Genomic DNA, 22,603 nt, shown 5'->3' on the forward strand with positions numbered 1-22,603 from the left:
ACGTTAATGCTCATTTACAACGTCACAATCAATATAGACGAAAGCGTCCATGATCAATGGCTCATATGGATGAGGGACAAACATGTTCCAGATATGCTTGCCACTGGCAAATTTTCTCATGCAAAAATGGCCAAGGTCCTAATTGAAGAAGATATGGGAGGGATTACATATTCTGTTCAATACACAACTAAGGATAGGCAGACTCTGGAATTGTACTATAAAGAAGATGCCGAAAGGCTTAGAGGGGATGCTATGAAATTGTTTTCTAACAAATTTGTAGCCTTCAGAACAGAATTGGAAATCATTAGCCAACAGATTCCATAGTATTTTGGATTACCTTTTTACATATGGCACACTGCAAGATTTGCAGGTACAAAAATATATATTTGGTCGTGTTCTGGATGGAAAAACGGATTTTTTATTGGGATTTAAACGACTGGATAATGCAGTATACGAAAGATATTCATTGGTAGTGCAGACCAAAGATTTTAAAAACAAGGTTGAAGGAAAAGTCTACAGAGTAACCACATTGGATTTAAGAAAAGCTGATGTATACGAAACCAGCGCATACAAACGGAAAAAAGTAAAATTGGAATCTGGTATTGAGGCCTGGTTGTATATCGGAAATTCACATTAACTTGCAAAAAAACGTTCAGTGTCCAAAAAAAATAAAAAGAAGTTTGGTAGTGGTAAACCAAAGAAATTCACAAATGGGCAAGATGAAGCTGCGGTAAGGGCCAAAAAACATTTAGGACAGCACTTTCTTATAGATGAAGACATTGCCAAACAAATTGCGGACACACTTTCCCTAAAAGATTATACCAACGTTATTGAGATTGGCCCAGGCATGGGAGTTCTCACTAAATATCTACTGCTTAAAGATATAGATTTGGTTGCCATGGATTTGGATGAGGAATCCATTGTATACCTTAATCATAGCTTTCGTTTAGAACATCCAAAAGTATTCGAAAAAAACAACCGATTAAACATTATAGAAGCGGACTTTTTAAAGTTCAATCTACAGCAATTGTTTGGTGAAGAACAATTTGCTATTACAGGCAATTTTCCCTACAACATTTCTACTCAGATAGTTTTTAAAATGCTTGAAATGAGGCAACAGGTTCCAGAGTTTTCTGGAATGTTCCAGAAAGAAGTGGCACAACGTATTTGCGAAAAACCCGGAAACAAAACCTACGGAATCCTTTCTGTGCTGGTCCAGGCATTTTATGAAGCAGAATACCTATTTACGGTGCCGCCACAGGTATTTAATCCACCTCCAAAAGTACAATCCGGGGTATTGCGCCTAACCAGGAGAGAAAACCTAAAGCTGCCTTGTGACGAACATTTATTTTTTAAAATTGTAAAAGCTAGTTTTAACCAAAGACGAAAGACCATTCGTAATAGCCTTAAAACTTTTAACCTTTCTGATAATCTAAAAGAAGATATTATCTTTGACCAGCGCCCAGAACAGCTAAGTGTAGCCGATTTTATAACGCTAACGCAGAAGATAGCCAATGATTCCGTTTAAACTCACAGATGAGCTAATAGAACAGATTCAGCAACTAATAGCGACCAAAAAGAACGCTAACCTTAGGTTGATGATGAAGGAGTTCCACTATGCAGATATTGCAGAAATTGCAGAGGAACTTACTAAAGATGAGGCCACTTATCTCATTAAACTTCTTGATAGCGAAAAGACCTCTGATATTCTTGCCGAAATGGATGAGGATTTGCGGGAATCCATACTTAAAAACCTTTCTGTAAAGGAGATTGCCGGTGAATTGGAAGAATTGGATACAGATGATGCTGCGGATATTGTAAGTGAGCTTCCAAAAGACATTGTACAAGAGGTGATTTCCGAAATAGAAGATAAGGAACACGCCAAAGACATTGTCGATCTTTTACGTTATGATGACGATACGGCCGGTGGGCTCATGGCCAAAGAATTGGTGAAAGTCAAAGAAAACTGGAACGTGCTCACTTGTGTAAAAGAAATGCGTTCCCAAGCAGAAAATGTTACTAGAGTACATTCTATATATGTAGTAGACGATGAAGACAAACTTAAAGGCAGACTTTCATTAAAAGACTTATTAACAACCTCTACAAAGACCCATATAAGAGATGTTTACATTGCAAAAGTAGATTACGTAAATGTTAATGAAAAGTCAGAAGAAGTAGCCAAGATTATGTCCAAATATGATTTGGAAGCTATTCCTGTGGTTGATGAAATAGGAAGATTGGTCGGGCGTATTACGATTGATGATATTGTTGATGTTATAAAAGAAGAAGCGGATAAAGATTACCAATTGGCTGCTGGTATTTATCAAGATGTTGAGGCAGATGATAGTATTTGGGAACTTACGCGAGCTCGTTTGCCTTGGCTAATTCTAGGGCTTTTTGGCGGGCTAGGTGCTGCTGCTATAATGGGCGGTTTTGAAGAAATGATCGCAAAGCATGCCATTCTCTTTTTCTTTACCCCATTGATTGCGGCAATGGCCGGTAACGTTGGGGTACAATCCAGTGCCATTATCGTTCAAGGTCTTGCCAATGATGATTTAAAGGGAAGTATCAGTAACCGTTTGGTCAAAGAAATGTTATTGGCTTTGTTGAATGGACTCATACTTGCCGCTTTGCTCTTAATTTTTACATGGATTTGGAAAGGTGATTTTTTGACAGCCTTGGCCATTTCCATCTCCTTGGTTGTTGTAATTATTGTAGCTGGAATAATAGGCACATTTATACCACTTTTTTTAGATAAACGAGGAATAGACCCTGCTATCGCAACCGGCCCATTTATTACTACTAGTAATGATATTTTTGGCATCTTAATTTACTTTTGGATCGCCAAGCTAGTTTTGGGAATTTAGTATCTTTAATTGTAGTAACCTTTACAATACCTGCTAATTAATTATAAGTTACATGAAACCTATCAATCTTAAGCAAAAACACACCAAATTTGACAAGCAGTGGCACCCACATCAAATAGCCACGGTTGATGATATGCAAGTAATCCTAGCTAAGATCAAAGGGGAGTTTGTTTGGCACTCACATGAAAATGAAGACGAGCTTTTTCAGGTAATTAAAGGCACTCTGTACATGCAGTTTAGAGATAGGACCGAGGTCGTAAAGGAAGGTGAGATTATTGTTGTGCCAAAAGGGGTGGAGCATAATCCTAAAACAAAAAATGGCGAAGAAGTCCATCTATTACTTTTTGAAAAACAAAATACAGCTCATACAGGTGACATTCAACACGAAATGACTCAAACTGAGTACCCTAAAATTTAGGGTATATTTAGCCCATGAAAGTTCTCCACCTAGACATCAACCATCCATTACTTCTTGAACAATTTACCCATTTGGGTTTTGAAAATCATGAAGACTATACCGCTACCAAAGAAGAGATTGAAAAAAAAATCCATTTGTACGACGGAGTAATTATTAGAAGTAGGTTTACCCTAGATCAACAATTCTTTGACAAAGCCACAAATCTAAAGTTTATAGGAAGACTTGGAGCCGGTTTAGAAAACATAGATGCCGAATATGCTAAACAAAAAAATGTATTCCTAGCATCTGCCCCAGAGGGAAATCGAAATGCCGTTGGTGAACATACCTTAGGAATGTTGTTGTCCCTAATGAACAAAATGACCAAGGCCAATAGAGAGGTGAAAAAAGGAAAATGGGACCGCGAAGGTAACCGTGGGGTAGAATTGGATGGTAAAACAGTCGGCATTATAGGTTATGGAAATATGGGCAAGGCGTTTGCACAAAAACTCAAAGGCTTTAATGTAGAAATCATATGTTATGATATTGTTGGAGGTGTTGGCGATGATAGCGCAAGACAGGTGGGAATTATGGAATTTCAGCAGAGGTCAGATATTGTGAGCCTTCATGTTCCACAAACAGAACTGACCACAGGAATGGTCAACTCTAAATTTATAAATGCTTTTCATAAGCCTTTTTGGTTGATAAATACTGCACGTGGAAAATGTGTTGTTACCAAAGATTTGGTCACCGGTTTAAAGTCAGAAAAAATCCTAGGTGCTGGATTGGATGTTTTGGAGTACGAAAAAAAGTCTTTCGAAAACATGTTCGCCCAAAAGCCAAAAGCGTTCAAATATTTGCGAAAAGCCAAAAATGTTCTGTTAACACCTCACGTTGCAGGATGGACCATTGAGAGCAAAGAAAAGCTCGCCCAGACCATTGTAGACAAAATCAAGGCTAGATTTTGTTAATTTTATAAGGTGAAAAAGACCATTTTCGTTTTTTCTTCGCTTATTATAGCATTGCTTGTTCTATTCCAACTGAGTAAGTATTCTTATGTTTCTGGAGATATTTCGCTTGAAATAATAATAGCCATTATTGCAATTGTCTTCTTTGTAATTGGAGTTTACATTAACAAAAAAACGCTTCGAAAAGAAAAACTATCATCTCCCATAAATTCTAAAAACATAGAACAGCTTGGTATTAGCAAACGAGAGTATGAAGTGCTTGTTCAAATTTCCAATGGTTTATCCAACAAGGAAATTGCGGAAAAACTTTTTGTTTCAGAAAGTACCATAAAGACGCATGTATCCAATCTCTTATTGAAGTTAGATGCCAAAAGACGTACTCAGGCAATACAGAAGGCCAAAGACCTTCATATTTTAGCCATTTGATTGATTTTGATGCCATTTATGTTGGTTTTGGTACTTTAGTATGACTCCCAAACTTATTTCCGATATTACTTTTAACTAACCATTTAAACAACTGATCATGAAAAAAACGGTACTAAGATTTGGACTTTATGGTGCTATCACCATCTGTATTCTCTTTTTAATAAGCTGGTTCTTATTGGGTGATTTACCATTTTCTACCCAAGAAGTAATAGGTTATGCATCCATGATTTTATCCTTAGGGTTTGTCTATTTAGGCATTAAACATTTCAGAGATAAAGAAAATCAAGGTAAAGTAAGTTTTAAAAAAGCACTGATCATTGGTATACTCATTAGCCTCATCACGGCCTTAGCTTTTGGGATTCTTGATATTTTTTATACCGAGGTCCTCAATCCAGATTTTGCCGCTCAATATTATGACACGGTTATTGAGAATAATAGAACTTCCTTGCCTCCAGAAGAATTTAAAATAAAATTGGCCGAGCTAGAATCACAAAGGGAAGTATTTTCCAACCCTCTTTTTTCTTTTGGGTTAATGGCCATGACCGTTTTTGTAATCGGATTTATAATTACTCTAATCTCAGCATTGATACTACAACGAAAATAATTTCAGCATGACTATAGATGCCAGCACGCCAGACGAATACATTAACAAGTTGCCTGAAGAACGTAAAGTCGTAATTTCTAAATTACGAGAAACTGTAAAAACAAATTTGCCTACTGGTTTTCAAGAATGTATCAGTTATAAGATGATAGGCTATGTGGTTCCACATTCTCTATATGCACCAGGGTACCACTGTGACCCAAAACTACCTTTGCCATTTATAAATATAGCTTCGCAAAAAAACTTTGTAGCACTCTACCATTCCGGAATTTATGCGGACAAAGAATTACTGGACTGGTTTGTTGGGGAATATCCAAAATATGTAAAAACCAAATTGGATATGGGCAAAAGTTGCATTCGATTTAAAAAAATGGAAAATATTCCTTACCAGCTTATTGCGGAACTATGCCAAAAAATGACCCCAAAAGCATGGATCGCCTTATACGAAAAAAACGTAAAACAGTAATTAGGTTTCCCTTAGCGGAGATTAAAACACCACGATCATGAAAAATAGAGTAACAGGATTAGGAGGGTTTTTCTTTAAAACAAAAGACCCTGATCACATAAAAGAATGGTATAAAAACCATTTAGGATTGAACACCGATAAATACGGTTGTACATTTTGGTGGAAAGACAAGGAAGGCAACGATTGTTCAACGCAATGGAGTCCTTTCAAAGACGACACCACCTATTTTCAGCCAAGCGAAAAACAGTTCATGATGAACTTTAGGGTAGAAAACTTAGTGGAGCTTTTAAAAGTTCTAAAAGATGAAGGCGTCACTATTGTTGGTAAGATTGAAGAGTATGATTATGGAAAATTTGGATGGATTTTGGATCCAGAAGGCAACAAATTAGAGCTTTGGGAACCTGTTGATAAAGCATTTCTGTAGCTATTAAAATAATCCTTAATTTTAATACTCGTTTAACCAACAAAAAACAATTACCATGTCTGAAGAAAACAAAGACTTAGGAGATAAGGCAGAAGAAGCCTTTGACAAAGCCAAAGAAGCTGCAAAGGATGCTGCTGAAGATGCCAAAGAAGCCGCTGGGGATTTCGCTGATGAAGCCAAAAAAACTGCTAATGAGTTTAAAGAGGGAATCAAAAATGCCGGCGGGGACAACAAGAAAATTCTAGCAGGTATTCTAGGCCTTATTTTTGGTTCTCTAGGTGTTCACAAATTTATATTAGGTTATAATAAAGAAGGTGTTATTCTTTTAATTATAACAATTGTAGGTTATGCAACAGCATGCTTTGTTGTAGGTTATTTTTTATTAATGGCAACTTGGGCCATAGGTATTATTGAGGGTATCATCTACCTTACCAAATCAGATGAAGAATTTTACAACACATATCAGGCTGGAAAAAAGCCTTGGTTCTAAATAAAAAGCCAGAGAAAAAACACTCTGGCTTTTTTATTTACTATTATTATCGTAATATTGCAATATAATATTTCAATTAACAATGGGAGCCTCTAAAACACATATGTTTTCTGTAACACAAAATGAGTTGGCGCAAGTTGCCAAAGTTCTGGCCCACCCTGCTCGTATAGCAATTTTAGAATATATAAGCAGACAGGAAAATTGCATATGTAATGATTTAGTGGATGTTATTGGACTTTCACAACCTACCATATCTCAACATTTAAACGAAATAAAGAAAATAGGGCTTTTAAAAGGAACCTTTGAAGGCAAAAACCTTTGCTACTGTATCAATGAAGAACGTTGGGGAGAATTACAAAATTCTTTTAATACGTTTTTTACCAATATTAATTATAATTGCTGTTAATCATGAATACATCAGAATTTCTATCATTGCTAAAACAACATCAGAACAAAAGCTTACTTTTTGAATATGCTGAAGGTAAATTCGTAGGAGCTAATTACCATATTACCGAAATTAAAAATATCACCGTCGACTCCGTAGATTGTGGAACAGGAACGGATTTTTGGAAAGAAACCATTGTACAATTATGGGAAAGTCCAAAGGAAAAAGATAAAAAGGAATTTATGTCTGCCTACAAGGCCTTGGGCATCCTCAACAAAGTGGATGGGATTAAACCTATGATAAGAGATGCCGAAATAAAGTTTGAGTATAGCAATCCAGGTTTTCATACAGCTCAGCTCTTTGTGCATGATTATACCATGGATGACAAATCCATAGTTTTAAAGCTTTCTGTAGAAAAGACAGATTGTAAAGCAAAAGAGACCTGTGGTGTTATGGACACATCGGAAGAGGCTGTTGCAGAAACTTCCGGTTCCTGTGCTCCAGAAAGTGGTTGTTGCTAATAAAGTACTATGCAGGTCCGTGAAATGAAGGTTTCGGATTGGGAGAAGGTCTCCCAGATTTATGCTGAAGGCATTGCGACCGGTTTTGCAACCTTTGAGCAAACCGTTCCCAGTTTTGAAAGCTGGAACGAAGCACATGTAGAGCAATGCAGATTGGTTGCCGAAAAAGATGGTGAAATTCATGGCTGGGCTGCTTTATCCCCCGTTTCAAGTAGATGTGTTTATGGGGGCGTTGGAGAAGTAAGTGTCTATATTGGTGAAGCAAGCAGAGGCATGGGCGTTGGGAAACTACTTTTGGAACAACTAATCTCCGAGAGCGAAAAAGCCGGGTTTTGGACAATACAATCTGGAATTTTTCCGGAGAACGAAGCAAGCATATACCTTCATAAAAAAGTGGGATTCAGGTTTATTGGCCGGCGTGAACAGGTAGGAAAGATTCATGGCAACTGGAAAGACAATCTGTTATTTGAAAAAAGAAGTAAAACCATAGGAACAGAATAATCATATTAAAAAAATGAAAAATGTACTGGTATTGTGCACCGGGAATTCATGTAGAAGTCAAATGGCGCACGGGTATTTAAATTATTTTCAAGATTCTTTGGCGACCATTTATAGTGCAGGGATAGAAACTCATGGACTAAACCCGGGAGCGGTCTCCATAATGCAAGAAGACGGGATAGATATTACATCTCATACATCGAACAACGTTGATGAATATGAGGGTATAGAATGGGATTATATTATTACCGTTTGTGATCATGCCAAAGAAAATTGTCCTTTTATTCCGGCGAAAAACGCAGAACGAATTCATCACAACTTTTCTGACCCTTCCAAAGTTAATGGCACACAGGAGATAAAACACGCTGCATTCTTAAAAACAAGGGAAGAAATAAAAGCATTTTGCCATGACTTTGTAAAGGAAGAACTGGTTAACTAAATGTGCCTATTTGACTACTTAAAGCCCATAATCTATGGGTAGCATTTCCCCTATTCGAAAATTGGCCATGTACCCTCCAAAAATTATTTCTTGAAAGGGAGAATAGTTTCCATACCTATCCAAAGTATAGATTGTATCAAGATTGTTTATGCTCAAAGTTGATCTATAATTCCCTTTTTTCTTGTGATAAATCACGTATTTATCACTTAAAAACTGAATGTTTTGCAAATCCTCATTCGGGCTTTTTTTAGAGAAGAATTTTTGAATTGACACCGGCTTAAACCCACGTTTCAGTTCAAAATTTTGATTTTTAAAATCCCCATCCCAACAGGACCTCATGAAATGCATGGCAGAACCCAAATATGCTTTTTCCCTGCGTTCCCTTATTTTTAGGTCATTGGAAGAGACATCATAAAATTGAGTGGAGCCATCATATACAGTATGATAAATATTATCTGTTCGTTCTAGACTCCTTTTCTTGAAGAAAATTTTAAATTCTTCAATATCAAAGTTTACAACATAACCCAAATAATCATTTTGAATGATCAAAGGTTTGTTGCAATATGCAGAAAGCGTATTATCATAGGTATTAAAAAACAACTTTACTTCATCTTCATTCACAATTGTACTGTTTCGTCCACCTTTGGTGTCCCCTAAAAATTCCAACTTAAAAACCTTTAGCTTTTGCTTACGAGAGAATGGATCCGATGTAACAACGATTTCATTTAAATTCTCTATTGATTCCCTCATCTCAATTTTAAGTTCGGAGGACTCTTCAGGGTTTACAATTTTTTTGGTTTCATACCCTAAGAAGCGTATTACCAAAGTGGCATTGTTCTTATATAACAGCTTAATTTTAAAATTACCTTGCTGATCTGTTATGGTGCCAGTAGAACTACCATCAAAGTAAACCGAAGCACCATCAATTGGTTTTTTGGTCACCTTATCAACAACCGACCCAACTATTTCTTGACTTTGCGCAAAAAATACAAAGAGGAAAAATAAAGTAAATATTAACGATTTTGTAAACGGCATTCAACTGAAAAACTAGTGATTTAATTTACGTTCCAATTCTGCTTGAAACTCTTCCATTACTGGCTTTACCGTACTTTCTGGCAAGTCTGCAATTTTTATGTACATCAACCCATCCACAGAATTGTTGAACAGTGGATCAACATTAAAAGCAACAACCTTTGCATTTTGTTTGATGTATTTTTTTATTAAGACCGGTAAACGTAGACTTCCTGGCTCCACCTCATTGATAAGTTTATCAAACTTGTTTAAATCCGCTTGGGTCTCATCAAAAACGAATTCCTTGTCTGCATCCTTCAAAAGCACTTTAAATTCCTTTTTTGGTCTTATGTACTGTGCTACATAAGGGTCCCAATAATTGGATTTCATAAACTCGATCATCAACGATTTTGAAAAGTTGGAGAACTGATTACTGATGCTTACCCCGCCAATTAAATACTTATGCTCTGGGTGCCTTAAGGTGGTATGTACGATTCCCTTCCACAATAAGAACAAAGGCATTGGTTTTTGCTGGTATTCTTTTACAATGTAAGCTCTTCCCATTTCAATGGATTTTTCCATCATTCCATAGAGTTCTGGTTCAAAACGAAATAAATCCTGAAGGTAGAATCCATCAATACCGTATTTTTTGAATATTTGAGAACCAAGTCCCATGCGGTAGGCTCCAACCACAGCTTTCTCTTGATCGTCCCAAAGAAAAAGATGGTGATAGTAAGAATCAAACTCATCTAAATCAACAGCATTGTTCGTTCCCTCTCCTACTTCTCTAAATGTTATTTCACGCTGCCTTCCAATTTCATTTAAAATAAAAGGCATGTCCTTTTCTTGGGCCAGATATACTTCATAGTTTTTACTTTGAAGCATCCGGCAATCCTTTTCTCTTAACTTTTCTATTTCACCCTGCAATACTTCAGAACCTACTGCAGTAGCTATTTTTTTTGGTGGCTTTGGAATTTTTAAGGTTGTAGGCACTTTATCAATTAGTCGTTCTTTCTCAAAAGCATTGGCCAAGAGATAGGTCTTTTTCCTTAATAGTTCTGTGAAAGATTCAAGCGTTTGCTCTTCCTTTTGAGCATTTACAGATATAGGTTGCCCCACGCGAACCTTTATTGGTCTTCTGTTTTGAGATGCAACCTCAGATGGTAGTTTAGCAGTTCTAAAAACATCGTTAATCTTAGATAACCTATAAAAGAGTCTACTGTTTCTGGCATGAAAATATATGGGGACCACGGGAACTTCCGCTTTTCTAATGAGTTTCAGAGCTGCCTCTTCCCATGGTTTGTCCACTACTAATTTTCCATCTCTGTAAGTGGAGACTTCACCAGCAGGGAAAATACCCAAAGGATGACCCTCTCTAAGGTGTAAAAGCGCATTTTTAAAACCTGCAATACTGCTTTTGGCGTCCTTATGGTTCTCAAAAGGGTTCACCGGCATAATATAAGGCTTCATCGGTTCAATTCGATTCAGCAGAAAATTAGCTATGATCTTAAAATCCTCCCTCTCCTGAAGCATAAGTTTTAACAACAACACTCCATCAATTCCGCCTAATGGGTGATTGCTGATTGTAATGTAAGGTCCGCCTTTTGGAAGGCGCTTTAAATCCTCTTCGGGAATCTCAAAATCAATCTCGTAGTGATCTAGGATAGCTTCTAAAAAATCTCTTCCCTGAAGTGACTTATTTTTATTGTAAAATCTATTTATCCCTGTAATCCTTGTGGCGACCATTAAGAGCCATCCAACGAAGGTGCCTAAAAAACCATACCTGTCCAGTTTGATGACTTTTGCCACCTCTTTCGCAGAAACCAACCCCATAAAACAAAAATTAGGTAAGCGTAAAGATAGAAAATTACCACTATTAGGTTTTTGGAGAAAATATAGTTTTTGACATTTTACTTTACAACGAGCTGAACTGTCTCTCTACCACGTTGTTCCACTAGTACGGACCTTCCATTTTGAAGCGATTTTACAGCCTTGTCATTAAAATGTCTAATGGTATAAAGAGAAACATCTTCATGGCAAACCACCTTAAATTTTCGTTTTAGTTCGTTCAACATAAGTTGAAGCCCATTAAACTTGTTGTCCAAACAAACGGAGAAACTGATAGCAGAATTCTGTATTAAATCCACTTTCATTTTATGATGATGAAACAATTTGAAGATTTCACTAATATTATCTTCCATGATAAATGAGAAATCCAAGGAAGATAGCTTTATTAACACTTGATTCTTTTTTACTATAAAGCAAGGTACTCTAGGTGATATGTCTTCTCCCTTGCCCACTGTTGTTCCATCACCATTAGGGGCAATGAAAGATTTTACATGCAATGGAATCTCTTTTCTTTGCAGTGGCTGAAGAGTTTTTGGGTGGATTACAGAAGCTCCATAAAATGCCAATTCTATTGCCTCTCTGTATGAGATTTGATCAAGCAATTGGGTCTCTTTAAAATTTCTTGGGTCCGCGTTTAGAACCCCTGGAACATCTTTCCAGATTGTTACAGAGTCTGCATTAAGGCAGTAAGCTAAAATCGCTGCGGAGTAATCCGACCCCTCTCTGCCTAAAGTGGTGGTAAAATTATTGTCATCGCTTCCCAAAAAACCTTGGGTAATGTTCAATTTAGACATGTCCACTTTTTCTGTAACTTCTTTCTGGGTCCGTTCCCAATTAACAGAAGCATCCCTATAGCTATTGTCCGTTTTAATGAGATTGCGAACATCTTGCCAAACATTTGGGATTCCAACTTCTCCAAAGTATTCACTTACTATGGTCGTGGAAACCAATTCTCCATACCCAACAACCTGGTCATAAACAAAGGCATACTTTGGTGACTTGTTCCAGGTTAAAAACCCTTTAACCTCATCAAACAGGAGTTTTACCTTATTATAAACAGGGTGATTTTTGTTTTCGAACAAGTCGAATAAAATATTGTCATGATAATCTATAACCTCTTGTATGGAAGTTGTTATGGATTGTTTATCCTCAAAATAAGAAGTCACAACTTTCTCCATGGCGTTGGTCATCTTTCCCATTGCCGAAATCACAACTAAAGTATCTTTATGCCCAACTTCCTGCAATACTTCTACAACATTCCTAATACTATCAGCATCTTTGACCGAAGCCCCGCCAAACTTAAAAATTCTCATTTATTTTCAGTTCTATATTATCCCTTTAGAGGGTTAATTTATATTGTTTATGTACTTACTAATACCCAATTCATCAAGCTGAACAACATCCCAATCTCGCATTACCTTGGCGCCCTTTTTTTCATAAAACTTAATGGCCGGTTCATTCCAATCCAATACTTCCCAACAGATTCTTCTAACGCCTAATTTATGGCCATATTTTACTACTTCATTCAAAAGAGCCGTACCCAAACCGCTTCCGCGCATTTTTTCAGAAACAATTAAGTCTTCTAAATGTATAACCGGTCCTTTCCATGTAGAATATCTGGGATATACTAGAGCAATCCCCACAATCTCCTCTTCCTTTTCAGCTACAAAACAATGAAATCGTTTATTTTCTCCAAATCCGTCTTTGACCAAGTCCTCTTTAGTGACTTCAACTGCATTATCTTCATTTTCAAATGCTGCTAACTCTTGAACAAGCTGCAGTACTTGACCCATATCTTCCTTTTTGGCATCTCTGATTGAAAAATCCATATTGTTATAAATAAAACTCAAAGTTATAAAAATCAAAAACTTTACTTTAACGAAAACGATGTAGTATCACAAAATACACGATATTTGTCGCCAAATAAAACACTTACCTATTCAATGGGAAAAATAAACAAAACACTTGGTGAATTCATCATTGAAAACCAGTCTTCATTTCAGTATACCACGGGAGAGCTCTCCAAATTAATCCATGCGATTCGTCTAGCGGCAAAAGTAGTCAACCATGAGGTAAACAAAGCTGGGCTAGTAGATATTCTTGGGGATGCAGGTGACACCAATGTACAAGGTGAGGACCAGCAAAAATTAGATGTGCTGGCCAACGAAAAGTTTATTCAAACATTAAAGAATAGAGAAATTGTCTGCGGAATTGCATCTGAAGAAGAGGATGATTTTATAGCCATTAACAGTAATGATGAACAACATCAAAACAAATATGTGGTATTAATAGATCCTTTGGATGGTTCATCCAACATAGATGTCAATGTATCTGTAGGAACCATTTTTTCTGTTTACAGAAGGGTTACACCGGTTGGCACTCCTGTCACACTTAAAGATTTTCTTCAGCCTGGCAAAAATCAGGTAGCGGCGGGGTATGTAGTTTATGGAACATCCACAATGTTGGTCTATACCACTGGTGATGGTGTAAACGGGTTTACATTGAACCCAGCCATTGGCACATTTTATCTTTCTCACCCAAACATGCAATTTCCTGAAACCGGAAAAATTTATTCTGTCAATGAGGGAAACTATATCCATTTTCCCCAAGGTGTAAAGGATTATATCAAATACTGTCAAAAAGAAGAAGAGGATAGACCTTATACATCAAGATATATTGGCTCCTTAGTGTCAGACTTTCATAGAAACATGATTAAAGGCGGCATCTACATGTACCCTAAGAGCAGTAAAGCACAAAAAGGTAAGCTTCGCTTATTATATGAGTGCAACCCCATGGCTTTTTTGGCAGAACAGGCAAATGGGAAAGCAGTTGACGGGCATCAGCGTATTATGGACATTCAACCAACAGAATTGCACGAACGTGTTCCGTTCTTTTGTGGGAGCAAAAAAATGGTAGAAAAAGCAGAGGAATTTATGGCTAAATCCTAGTCTATTTTTCCATTAAATACTGGTAATCCTCAAAAGCTATATTACCAGTGAATATGGCAATGGATTTTTTAATGATTTGTGATGCTTTTTCTGGAGAGTAACCCAATCCTATAGCATATTTCACAATTAGCCCCATCTGTTCTTCATCGACATTGTTGTCAGCAAAGGCCATCCCAAAGAAATCAAACAAACGCTTCAACCTTTTTTCTCCACTATGAGGAGTTTCTATTGGGTATTTGTTCTCTTTTTTCATCACCTCTTTGTACTCTGTATCGGTGATATTTAGTTTGAATGCAAACTTGTCCAATATTGCTTTTTCCTTTTCACTTACCACTCCATCCACTGCGGCCAAACTTGCCAAAGTAGCAAAATGAGCCAAATTATGTCTTTGTTCGCTGTGTTCGTATAAATCTATAATGGGCATATACTAAAATTTGTTCGGCAAATATAAATCTTAAAGTAGAAAAGATCATAACATTATCCCCAAAAGAAATTTGTAATTTTCCTTCTACTATTAAATGCTCAATTGTATTCCGCTGGAACAATCAAAACTTCTTCATATTGCCGAAAATTGGTTCCATGAACAAAATTGGAAGCCTTTCCCATTTCAAAAACAAACATGGAATGCTTTTTTAGAAGGCAAGCACGGTTTATTGAATGCCCCAACAGGCAGTGGAAAAACCTATGCCCTTTGGTTTCCCATTGTTTTGAACTACATCAACACTAACCCTGATTACAAAATCAAGCACAAAAAAGGGCTCAAAGCCATTTGGATCACACCCTTGCGAGCACTATCTCAAGAAATAAAACAATCAGCAGAACGGATAACACAAGATTTGGGAACACAAATGACTGTAGGTATCCGAACAGGAGACACCTCGACCAAGGAAAGGGCCAAGCAGAGAGCGAACATGCCCGATCTATTGATTACCACGCCTGAAAGTTTGCAATTATTGCTTTCCTCAAAAGGGTATGACAAAACCTTTAAACACTGTTCTGCCATTGTTGTTGATGAATGGCATGAACTTCTTGGCACTAAACGTGGGGTGCAAATGGAGTTGGGTTTATCTCGGTTAAAAACAATCTGTTCCACCCTAAGAATTTGGGGAATTTCTGCCACTATTGGCAATTTGGAGCAAGCTAGGGAAGTGCTTTTGGGGCCAACAGGCAGTGCCTTGAAAAACTCGATACTGATCAAAGCCAAACTCAACAAAAAAATTACAGTAAAGAGCATTATACCAAAACAAATGGAAACTTTTCCTTGGAGAGGGCATTTGGGTCTGCATTTATTGGAAGATGTAATCCCAATCATCAATAAAAGTAAAACCACATTACTTTTTACCAATACAAGAAGCCAATGTGAAATTTGGTTCCAGAAAATTTTGGAAAAACATCCTGAGTATGCAGGTGAAATAGCCATGCACCATGGTAGTATAAACAAAGAAACCAGACTTTGGGTGGAACAGGCCATTCGCAATGAAAGTCTAAAAGCCGTGGTCTGTACTTCCAGTTTGGATTTGGGAGTTGATTTTGCTCCCGTGGAGACCGTTGTTCAAATTGGAGGCCCTAAAGGTGTAGCTAGATTCCTGCAACGCGCTGGACGAAGTGGTCATAGACCAGGAAAGGAAAGTGTTATTTATTTTTTGCCCACCCATGCCATGGAGTTAATTGAAGCTTCAGCCATGCAAAAGGCCGTTTTAAATAGCGCTGTCGAAGACAGAATTCCATACTTGAACAGTTATGATGTTTTAATCCAGTATTTAACAACCTTGGCTGTATCCGATGGTTTTATTCCTGAGGAAATCTATCCAGAAATCAAACAGACCTTTTGCTATCAAGCACTTTCCCAAGAACAGTGGCAATGGTTACTCAATTTTTTGGTAATGGGCAGTCAAAGCTTAAAAACGTATGACGAATACAAAAAAGTTGAGATAGAAGATGATGGAAGATTTAAAGTGAACAACAGGGCCATTGCCATGCGGCATCGGTTTCAAATTGGAACTATTGTGGGTGATGCCAATCTTACGGTGCGCTATCAAAAAGGAGGATATATAGGCACCATAGAAGAATCTTTCATTTCTAAACTGGTGCCAGGAGATGTGTTCACTTTTGCAGGAAGGAATTTAGAGTTTATTCGTATAAAGGGGATGTCCGCCCAAGTTCGGAATTCCTCAAAACGCACCAACAAAGTTCCATCCTGGATGGGAGGGCGGTTGAGCTTTTCAGCAAAAATGTCAGAACTGCTTCGTCAAGAATTGTATACCGCAGAATTGGAACCCAAAGCGCAATCCATTGAGATTGCATCCTTGGCTCCTATGTTCAAAAAGCAGAGAGAAGAAAGCATTGTTCCCCAACCCAATCAATTTTTAATTGAAACCTTTAAAAGTGACGATGGATACCATCATATCTTCTATCCTTTTGAAGGACGCGCCATTCACGAAGGAATGAGCAGCTTGCTTGCCTATCGCATAAGTCTATTAACACCAATCACCTGTTCTTTGGCTTTTAATGATTACGGCTTTGAACTGCTTTCTGATAAAGAAATTGATATTCAAGAGGTATTGGACAACAACCTTTTTACACCAGAATACATGCTTTCGGACCTTCAAAAAAGTCTGAATTCCAATGAAATGGCCCGACGAAAATTTAGGGATATCGCCGTTATCAGCGGAATGGTATTTACCGGTTATCCTGAAAAGGGAGTTAAAATGAAACATCTTCAAAGCAGTTCCCAGTTACTTTTTGATGTATTCAAGGATTTTGAAGATGACAATTTACTCTTTCAGCAGGCCTTTACAGAAACCTATGAACATCAGCTGGAAGAAGGTCGCTTGCGTATGGCACTGGAACGTATAGCAAAGCAGAAAGTGGTTTGGAAAAAATGTCAAAACCACACACCATTTTCCTTCCCAATAATTACCGATCGCTTGCGAGAAAAGTTATCCAACGAAAAATTGGCCGATCGCATAAAGAGAATGACAAAGATTTTGACCAGATGACCCATACGGCCACATTTAACAATCAGGAATTTGTTTTACATCCCTTGGGCGGAATGTTTTGGGTGGAAAAATCCTTGTTGCTCATTAGCGATGTGCATTTGGGCAAGGTGAATCATTTTAGAAAATTTGGGGCCGCTGTGCCAAGACAGGCCATCCATAAAAATTTTCTGCTACTTGATCAAATCGTTGCGGATTTTAGTCCCTTTCAAATTTGTTTTTTGGGTGATTTATTCCATTCGTCCCTTAACAAAGAATGGGAGCTTTTTGAAAACTGGGTGGCCAAAACCCCAGCTGAGATTATTTTGGTATCAGGAAATCATGATATCATCTCCCCAATTTTATTTGAAAAACTAAACATTGAAATTTACCTGGAATGGATTTTGGATGACTTTTTACTTACCCACCATCCAGAAGAACGGGATGGCCTATTTAATTTTTGCGGACATATTCATCCAGCTGTCAAACTAAAAGGGTTTGGGCGTCAAAATTTAAGACTTTCTTGTTTTTTTAAAACCAAAAACCAACTGATTCTTCCTGCTTTTGGTGAATTTACCGGTACCTACACCCTTAAACCAACCAAAAAAGATGAAGTTTATGCCATTGTGGAAGATCAAGTGGTAAAAGTTTAAATTCAGTCTTGTCCACTTCTGATCTTCAATCTATATTTGCCACAAAGTTTTTGGATTGACCAAATCTTCTATTTCATTCCTTTTTGAACAGTCTCCGCAACTTAGGAAACTGAGAAATGCCATTGCCCAAACCGAAAAAATAAATGTAAAAGGACTTACTGGTTCTGCATTGTCTTTTGCCATTGCAGATGTCTTTAAATCAGCAGAATTACCTTTTTTGGTTTTGCTGAACGATAAAGAAGAAGCCGCTTATTACCTTAACGATCTAGAACAATTAATTGGCGAAAACGAGGTGCTTTTTTATCCCGGAAGCTATCGTAGGCCCTACCAAATTGAAGAGACCGATAATGCCAACGTACTCTTAAGAGCAGAGGTTTTAAACCGGATAAATTCCAGAAAAAAACCTGCGGTCATTGTCACTTACCCCGATGCTCTTTTTGAAAAAGTGGTGACCCGAAAAGAGCTGGACAAAAACACTCTAAAAATTAAACTTGAGGACACTCTATCCCTCGACTTTTTAAACGAAGTGCTTTTTGAATACCAGTTTAAACGTGTCGATTTTGTAACCGAACCTGGGGAGTTTTCAGTTCGTGGAGGCATTGTAGATGTTTTTTCTTTCTCTCATGATGAACCTTATAGAATTGAATTTTTTGGAGATGAAGTGGAAAGTATCAGAACTTTTGATGTGGAAACACAACTATCTACAGAAAAGGTCAAGCGCATCACCATCATTCCAAATGTAGAGAACAAATTTTTACAAGAATCCAGAGAAAGCTTTTTAAAATATATCTCTCCAAAAACCATCATTTTTTCAAAAAATTTGGGCTTGGTCTATGATCGAATCCACTCCTTTTTTGAAAAAGCAGAGGAGAGTTTTACAAAACTGAGTGAGGAGATAAAACACGCCAAGCCTGAAGAACTTTTCGTGAATTCTGAATTGTTAAAATCCCAACTGCAAAATTTCAGTTTGGTTGAATTGGATGGTTCTGCTCAAGACATATCAACAGGGCTGGAACTGGCCTTCAATACCAAACCTCAACCAGCATTCAATAAAAAGTTCGACCTTCTTATTGAGAATCTCAATAAGAATCATGAGGCCGGTTTTACCAACTATATTTTCTGCTCCACGGATCAGCAAGCAAAACGTTTTCACGATATTTTTGAAGAGGTAGACCAAGCCGTACATTACAAAACCTTAGTCTTCCCGTTGTTCCAAGGTTTTATTGACCATGATTTAAAACTTGCCTGCTATACCGATCATCAAATTTTTGAGCGTTATCACAAATTCCAATTAAAGAATGGCTATGCCAAAAAACAGGCCATCACCCTTAAAGAACTCAATAAACTGGAAATCGGGGATTATGTAACGCATATTGATCACGGTATTGGCAAATTCGGAGGACTTCAAAAAATAGATGTAGAAGGCAAAAAACAAGAGGCCATAAAACTAATGTATGGTGAGAGAGATATTCTTTATGTAAGCATTCATTCCCTGCATAAAATATCAAAATTCAACGGCAAGGATGGTGCCCCGCCCAAAATCTACAAACTAGGATCTGCTGCATGGAAAAAACTGAAGCAGAAAACTAAAAGCAGGGTCAAAAAAATTGCCTTTGACCTTATTAAGGTCTACGCAAAACGACGTTTGGAAAAAGGGTTTCAATATGCCCCTGACAGTTACTTGCAGCACGAACTGGAAGCTTCATTTATTTATGAAGACACACCAGATCAGGAAAAATCTACCCAAGATGTAAAAAGGGACATGGAGAGTGAACGCCCCATGGATCGTTTAATATGTGGGGATGTTGGTTTTGGTAAAACAGAAGTTGCTATCCGAGCCGCCTTCAAAGCAGTTGACAACGGGAAACAAGTTGCCATACTTGTCCCAACTACCATTTTAGCATTTCAACACAATAGAACTTTTAAAGAACGGCTAAAGGAAATGCCCGTTACTGTAGATTATTTAAATCGTTTTAGAACGGCCAAAGAAAAACGAGATATCCATGAAAGATTGGCTGCGGGAAAAATTGATATTATCATTGGCACACACCAATTGGTGAACAAAAGTGTCCAGTTTAAAGATTTGGGGCTCCTTATTGTGGATGAAGAACAAAAATTTGGAGTGGCCGTAAAGGACAAACTCAAATCCATCAAGGAAAATGTAGATGTATTGACCTTGACCGCGACGCCCATTCCAAGAACTTTACAGTTTAGCTTAATGGCGGCCAGGGACCTTTCGGTCATCAATACACCCCCACCCAACCGTTACCCAATTGAAAGTAGAGTGATTCGTTTTCAGGAGGAAATTATTCGTGATGCCGTTTCATATGAAATTCAACGTGGCGGACAGGTATTCTTTATCCATAACCGTATTGAAAATATTAAAGAAGTTGCTGGCATGATTCAGCGCCTGGTACCTGATGCTAAAATCGGCATTGGACACGGCCAGATGGAAGGTAGAAAATTGGAGCAATTGATGCTTGCTTTTATGAATGGGGAGTTTGATGTTTTGGTTTCTACTACAATTGTGGAAAGTGGACTGGACGTCACCAATGCCAATACCATTTTTATTCATAATGCTAATAATTTTGGATTGAGCGATCTTCATCAAATGCGGGGACGTGTAGGCCGAAGTAACAAAAAGGCCTTTTGTTTCTTTATTACCCCACCTTACGAAGTTATGACGGCAGATGCCCGCAAACGTATTGAAGCGCTGGAACAATTTACCGAACTGGGGAGTGGTTTTAATATTGCCATGAAGGATTTGGAGATTCGGGGTGCAGGGGATTTATTAGGCGGCGAACAAAGCGGATTCATCAATGAAATTGGTTTTGAAACCTACCAGAAAATATTGGCAGAAGCCATAGAAGAACTCAAAGAAAACGAGTTTAAGGAACTTTATGAAGAGGTTGAGGGCAAACAGGAAAAGGCTTATGTAAAAGATACACAATTGGATACTGATTTTGAACTTCTTTTTCCAGATGATTACATTAACAATATCACCGAACGTCTTAACCTTTATACTCAATTAAACGAGGTGGCCGATGAAGCAGAGCTTCAAAAATATGAAGGGGAATTGGTTGATCGGTTTGGGGAGTTGCCAACCCAAGCAGTGGATCTGTTGAATTCGGTTCGGATTAAATGGACTGCAAACAGCATAGGATTAGAACGTGTAATTTTAAAACAAGGAAAGTTCTTGGGCTATTTTATTGCCGACCAACAATCACCTTTCTACCAAAGTCCTGTCTTTACCCAAGTGTTGCACTATGTGCAGGCCAATCCCAATATTTGTAAACTTAAAGAAAAACAAACCCGAAATGGATTACGGTTGCTATTGGTTTTTGATGGTATTACCAGTGTAGAAAAAGCTTTGAAGGTTTTGGAGCCTTTAAGCTTTTTGAAAAGTTAAAATACTATCAATTACTTTCCAACTCCCTTAATATTTGACTTTGTTTGGCTGTACGCTGTGGAATATTATAGGTAGCCCAAAATTCAGTGTCAAAATTTTCAGTTTGGCTTTCAATACTGGAATTGATATTCATGTTCCTTGAAAATTGATAATTGTCTACATCATCTACAACAATGTTGTTAATGAAGAGCTCCTTTTTGGGGTATTTGGTAAACAGTACAACATCGGAATCCTGTCCTTTGTAAATCCTCCAAACATCCTCTTCTTTTTGATATTTTAAATAGAACTTTCCTTTGTATTCTTGGTATTCGAAAATGACATTGTAGTACACCTGCTGTGAACCATTGGTAAAACGTCTTTGCCAAGATGTTCCATTATTTACCTCTCTGGTCAGCTCTACCCGCACAAAGGCAAAAGTCTCTGCATCAATATAGAGGGTGGCAGTCTGAAAAGGGGCATCTACTCCCAGTATCTTATATACCAATCGATTATCATAAGATTCAATACTTTCAATTTCATATTTCCAACCCTTCTTGCCCAAAATAGGGCCATAATCAAACCGAATGAAATCGTCCTCTACTAAATCTATAAGCGAGTTTTTACGTTCTTCATTTTTATTCCAAAGGTGCTTTGTGGCAATGCTATTGGTTCTCACTCCAAGTAATTCAATTGCGGGTTTTCGCTTTACCTGAGCACCCTGATAAAGAAACTTTGCAGCACATTCCAAATATTCCACATAAGTGTCGTCCTCTCTCTGCAGATCTCGCACAAAACCTTCTAAAAAGTAGGGTTCCGTAGGGTAATTTTGGGCAATGTTCTTGTAGGCTTTCTTAACAATTTCCTTTGCTTTGAGTACTTTAGTTGCATTACCGTCGACCAGCACCTCATCCAATTGATTGATTTGCGGAAGTAATGATATTACCTCATCCATAGAAAAAGAATCAAGTTTTCTTGCAACACTGGTATACCCCATTGCAGAAATGACGACCAATGCTCCCCTTTCTTTAGTTGGAACATGAAATATAAAATACCCTTCTGTATTGCTGGTAGTGCCAATTGGTTTGCCCTTTAGATATATAGAAGCATAAGGTATGGATTGCTGTGTTTCGGCATCCACCAATTGCCCGTTAATGGTAAATACTTCCTGTTGACCATGCAAAATTATTGCACAAAAAATGAAAAGTACAGACAAACAACATTTACTACTTCTAGCCATAGTTTTAAGACGAAACATATTTTATCTTTTAACAAATAACGTGAGATTTCTTAAACTCAGCGCT

The 22,603-nt window shown here is 37.6% G+C and carries 25 protein-coding genes; 19 read left to right on the forward strand and 6 right to left on the reverse strand.

Annotated features, from left to right (window positions below):
- Positions 1–6 precede the first annotated feature (6 nt).
- From DKG77_RS01455 to DKG77_RS01525, 15 genes are all read left to right on the forward strand, one after another.
- Complete coding sequence (locus DKG77_RS01455; protein WP_109659501.1) at positions 7–324, forward strand: DUF4286 family protein; 318 nt, start codon at positions 7–9, stop codon at positions 322–324.
- Between the two features lie 4 nt (positions 325–328).
- On the forward strand, positions 329–637 hold the full coding sequence (locus DKG77_RS01460; protein ID WP_165819329.1) for a gamma-glutamylcyclotransferase family protein: 309 nt from the start codon (positions 329–331) through the stop codon (positions 635–637).
- A gap of 18 nt (positions 638–655) precedes the next feature.
- Positions 656–1,528, forward strand: coding sequence for a 16S rRNA (adenine(1518)-N(6)/adenine(1519)-N(6))-dimethyltransferase RsmA (gene rsmA, locus DKG77_RS01465; RefSeq protein ID WP_109659505.1), 873 nt, complete (start codon positions 656–658; stop codon positions 1,526–1,528).
- Positions 1,515–2,867: a magnesium transporter gene (gene mgtE / locus DKG77_RS01470; protein WP_109659507.1), complete on the forward strand. Its 1,353-nt coding sequence runs from the start codon at positions 1,515–1,517 to the stop codon at positions 2,865–2,867. The genes rsmA and mgtE overlap by 14 nt, the downstream gene beginning before the upstream one ends.
- Positions 2,868–2,919: 52 nt before the next feature.
- Entirely contained in the window at positions 2,920–3,285 is a 366-nt protein-coding gene (locus DKG77_RS01475) for a cupin domain-containing protein (RefSeq protein WP_109659509.1), read from the forward strand.
- 14 nt (positions 3,286–3,299) lie between these two features.
- A complete protein-coding gene (locus DKG77_RS01480) occupies positions 3,300–4,232 on the forward strand; it encodes a 2-hydroxyacid dehydrogenase (protein WP_109659511.1) in 933 nt (310 codons plus the stop codon).
- 9 nt (positions 4,233–4,241) lie between these two features.
- A complete protein-coding gene (locus tag DKG77_RS17205; RefSeq protein ID WP_109659513.1) occupies positions 4,242–4,655 on the forward strand; it encodes a response regulator transcription factor in 414 nt (137 codons plus the stop codon).
- Positions 4,656–4,752: 97 nt separating this feature from the next.
- Entirely contained in the window at positions 4,753–5,259 is a 507-nt protein-coding gene (locus DKG77_RS01490) for a DUF4199 domain-containing protein (protein WP_109659515.1), read from the forward strand.
- A gap of 7 nt (positions 5,260–5,266) precedes the next feature.
- Positions 5,267–5,722, forward strand: a complete 456-nt coding sequence (locus tag DKG77_RS01495; protein WP_109659517.1) for a DUF1801 domain-containing protein — start codon at positions 5,267–5,269, stop codon at positions 5,720–5,722.
- Positions 5,723–5,759: 37 nt separating this feature from the next.
- The gene (locus tag DKG77_RS01500) at positions 5,760–6,146 is read left to right on the forward strand and encodes a VOC family protein (protein ID WP_109659518.1); all 387 of its coding nucleotides are present in this window, start codon (positions 5,760–5,762) and stop codon (positions 6,144–6,146) included.
- 55 nt (positions 6,147–6,201) lie between these two features.
- The gene (locus tag DKG77_RS01505) at positions 6,202–6,636 is read left to right on the forward strand and encodes a TM2 domain-containing protein (RefSeq protein WP_109659520.1); all 435 of its coding nucleotides are present in this window, start codon (positions 6,202–6,204) and stop codon (positions 6,634–6,636) included.
- A gap of 82 nt (positions 6,637–6,718) precedes the next feature.
- Positions 6,719–7,042, forward strand: a complete 324-nt coding sequence (locus tag DKG77_RS01510; protein WP_109659522.1) for an ArsR/SmtB family transcription factor — start codon at positions 6,719–6,721, stop codon at positions 7,040–7,042.
- A 2-nt stretch (positions 7,043–7,044) separates the two neighbouring features.
- On the forward strand, positions 7,045–7,542 hold the full coding sequence (locus DKG77_RS01515; RefSeq protein WP_109659524.1) for a DUF6428 family protein: 498 nt from the start codon (positions 7,045–7,047) through the stop codon (positions 7,540–7,542).
- A 9-nt stretch (positions 7,543–7,551) separates the two neighbouring features.
- Positions 7,552–8,043 (forward strand): GNAT family N-acetyltransferase, encoded by a 492-nt coding sequence (locus tag DKG77_RS01520; RefSeq protein WP_109659525.1) that lies wholly within the window; start codon positions 7,552–7,554, stop codon positions 8,041–8,043.
- 13 nt (positions 8,044–8,056) lie between these two features.
- The gene (locus tag DKG77_RS01525; protein ID WP_207785426.1) at positions 8,057–8,479 is read left to right on the forward strand and encodes an arsenate reductase ArsC; all 423 of its coding nucleotides are present in this window, start codon (positions 8,057–8,059) and stop codon (positions 8,477–8,479) included.
- A gap of 18 nt (positions 8,480–8,497) precedes the next feature.
- Here the strand turns inward: DKG77_RS01525 and DKG77_RS01530 are convergent, their stop codons facing one another.
- From DKG77_RS01530 to DKG77_RS01545, 4 genes are all read right to left on the reverse strand, one after another.
- Positions 8,498–9,514 carry a carboxypeptidase-like regulatory domain-containing protein gene (locus tag DKG77_RS01530; RefSeq protein ID WP_109659529.1) on the reverse strand — a complete coding sequence of 339 codons (1,017 nt, stop codon included), beginning with the start codon at positions 9,512–9,514 and terminating at the stop codon, positions 8,498–8,500.
- Positions 9,515–9,526: 12 nt separating this feature from the next.
- The gene (locus tag DKG77_RS01535) at positions 9,527–11,323 is read right to left on the reverse strand and encodes a GNAT family N-acyltransferase (RefSeq protein WP_109659531.1); all 1,797 of its coding nucleotides are present in this window, start codon (positions 11,321–11,323) and stop codon (positions 9,527–9,529) included.
- A gap of 77 nt (positions 11,324–11,400) precedes the next feature.
- Positions 11,401–12,651: an aspartate kinase gene (locus DKG77_RS01540; RefSeq protein WP_109659533.1), complete on the reverse strand. Its 1,251-nt coding sequence runs from the start codon at positions 12,649–12,651 to the stop codon at positions 11,401–11,403.
- A gap of 33 nt (positions 12,652–12,684) precedes the next feature.
- Positions 12,685–13,167, reverse strand: coding sequence for a GNAT family N-acetyltransferase (locus tag DKG77_RS01545; RefSeq protein ID WP_109659535.1), 483 nt, complete (start codon positions 13,165–13,167; stop codon positions 12,685–12,687).
- Positions 13,168–13,281: 114 nt separating this feature from the next.
- Here DKG77_RS01545 and fbp point away from each other — a divergent pair, with 114 nt between their 5' ends.
- Positions 13,282–14,286, forward strand: coding sequence for a class 1 fructose-bisphosphatase (gene fbp / locus DKG77_RS01550; RefSeq protein ID WP_109659537.1), 1,005 nt, complete (start codon positions 13,282–13,284; stop codon positions 14,284–14,286).
- Between the two features lies 1 nt (position 14,287).
- Here the strand turns inward: fbp and DKG77_RS01555 are convergent, their stop codons facing one another.
- Positions 14,288–14,710, reverse strand: coding sequence for a hypothetical protein (locus DKG77_RS01555; protein WP_109659538.1), 423 nt, complete (start codon positions 14,708–14,710; stop codon positions 14,288–14,290).
- 94 nt (positions 14,711–14,804) lie between these two features.
- Between DKG77_RS01555 and DKG77_RS01560 the strand changes: the two genes are divergently transcribed.
- Genes DKG77_RS01560 through mfd form a run of 3 tightly spaced genes read left to right on the forward strand, consistent with a single transcriptional unit; the run spans position 14,805 to position 21,323 of the window.
- Positions 14,805–17,285 (forward strand): ligase-associated DNA damage response DEXH box helicase, encoded by a 2,481-nt coding sequence (locus DKG77_RS01560; RefSeq protein WP_417935452.1) that lies wholly within the window; start codon positions 14,805–14,807, stop codon positions 17,283–17,285.
- Complete coding sequence (gene pdeM, locus DKG77_RS01565) at positions 17,282–17,914, forward strand: ligase-associated DNA damage response endonuclease PdeM (RefSeq protein WP_109659540.1); 633 nt, start codon at positions 17,282–17,284, stop codon at positions 17,912–17,914. Before DKG77_RS01560 ends, pdeM begins: the two co-directional genes overlap by 4 nt.
- Before the next feature lie 55 nt (positions 17,915–17,969).
- Complete coding sequence (gene mfd, locus DKG77_RS01570) at positions 17,970–21,323, forward strand: transcription-repair coupling factor (protein ID WP_109659542.1); 3,354 nt, start codon at positions 17,970–17,972, stop codon at positions 21,321–21,323.
- Between the two features lie 7 nt (positions 21,324–21,330).
- Here the strand turns inward: mfd and DKG77_RS01575 are convergent, their stop codons facing one another.
- The gene (locus tag DKG77_RS01575; protein WP_165819330.1) at positions 21,331–22,539 is read right to left on the reverse strand and encodes a carboxypeptidase-like regulatory domain-containing protein; all 1,209 of its coding nucleotides are present in this window, start codon (positions 22,537–22,539) and stop codon (positions 21,331–21,333) included.
- Between the last annotated feature and the right edge of the window lie 64 nt (positions 22,540–22,603).

This window comes from Flagellimonas aquimarina (genome assembly GCF_003149745.1).
Classification (GTDB): Bacteria; Bacteroidota; Bacteroidia; order Flavobacteriales; family Flavobacteriaceae; genus Flagellimonas; species Flagellimonas aquimarina.

What these genes read in the sequence shown, in the direction of transcription:
- DKG77_RS01535 (WP_109659531.1), bottom strand. Translation starts at nt 11,323, where the DNA reads ATGGGGTTGGTTTCTGCGAAAGAGGTGGCAAAAGTCATCAAACTGGAC.
- DKG77_RS01500 (WP_109659518.1), top strand. Translation starts at nt 5,760, where the DNA reads ATGAAAAATAGAGTAACAGGATTAGGAGGGTTTTTCTTTAAAACAAAA.
- DKG77_RS01515 (WP_109659524.1), top strand. Translation starts at nt 7,045, where the DNA reads ATGAATACATCAGAATTTCTATCATTGCTAAAACAACATCAGAACAAA.
- DKG77_RS01575 (WP_165819330.1), bottom strand. Translation starts at nt 22,539, where the DNA reads ATGGCTAGAAGTAGTAAATGTTGTTTGTCTGTACTTTTCATTTTTTGT.
- pdeM (WP_109659540.1), top strand. Translation starts at nt 17,282, where the DNA reads ATGACCCATACGGCCACATTTAACAATCAGGAATTTGTTTTACATCCC.
- DKG77_RS01525 (WP_207785426.1), top strand. Translation starts at nt 8,057, where the DNA reads ATGAAAAATGTACTGGTATTGTGCACCGGGAATTCATGTAGAAGTCAA.
- DKG77_RS01480 (WP_109659511.1), top strand. Translation starts at nt 3,300, where the DNA reads ATGAAAGTTCTCCACCTAGACATCAACCATCCATTACTTCTTGAACAA.
- DKG77_RS01475 (WP_109659509.1), top strand. Translation starts at nt 2,920, where the DNA reads ATGAAACCTATCAATCTTAAGCAAAAACACACCAAATTTGACAAGCAG.
- fbp (WP_109659537.1), top strand. Translation starts at nt 13,282, where the DNA reads ATGGGAAAAATAAACAAAACACTTGGTGAATTCATCATTGAAAACCAG.
- DKG77_RS01510 (WP_109659522.1), top strand. Translation starts at nt 6,719, where the DNA reads ATGGGAGCCTCTAAAACACATATGTTTTCTGTAACACAAAATGAGTTG.
- DKG77_RS01490 (WP_109659515.1), top strand. Translation starts at nt 4,753, where the DNA reads ATGAAAAAAACGGTACTAAGATTTGGACTTTATGGTGCTATCACCATC.
- DKG77_RS01560 (WP_417935452.1), top strand. Translation starts at nt 14,805, where the DNA reads ATGCTCAATTGTATTCCGCTGGAACAATCAAAACTTCTTCATATTGCC.
- DKG77_RS01555 (WP_109659538.1), bottom strand. Translation starts at nt 14,710, where the DNA reads ATGCCCATTATAGATTTATACGAACACAGCGAACAAAGACATAATTTG.
- mgtE (WP_109659507.1), top strand. Translation starts at nt 1,515, where the DNA reads ATGATTCCGTTTAAACTCACAGATGAGCTAATAGAACAGATTCAGCAA.
- DKG77_RS01545 (WP_109659535.1), bottom strand. Translation starts at nt 13,167, where the DNA reads ATGGATTTTTCAATCAGAGATGCCAAAAAGGAAGATATGGGTCAAGTA.
- DKG77_RS01520 (WP_109659525.1), top strand. Translation starts at nt 7,552, where the DNA reads ATGCAGGTCCGTGAAATGAAGGTTTCGGATTGGGAGAAGGTCTCCCAG.
- DKG77_RS01505 (WP_109659520.1), top strand. Translation starts at nt 6,202, where the DNA reads ATGTCTGAAGAAAACAAAGACTTAGGAGATAAGGCAGAAGAAGCCTTT.
- DKG77_RS01530 (WP_109659529.1), bottom strand. Translation starts at nt 9,514, where the DNA reads ATGCCGTTTACAAAATCGTTAATATTTACTTTATTTTTCCTCTTTGTA.
- DKG77_RS01495 (WP_109659517.1), top strand. Translation starts at nt 5,267, where the DNA reads ATGACTATAGATGCCAGCACGCCAGACGAATACATTAACAAGTTGCCT.
- DKG77_RS01540 (WP_109659533.1), bottom strand. Translation starts at nt 12,651, where the DNA reads ATGAGAATTTTTAAGTTTGGCGGGGCTTCGGTCAAAGATGCTGATAGT.
- DKG77_RS01455 (WP_109659501.1), top strand. Translation starts at nt 7, where the DNA reads ATGCTCATTTACAACGTCACAATCAATATAGACGAAAGCGTCCATGAT.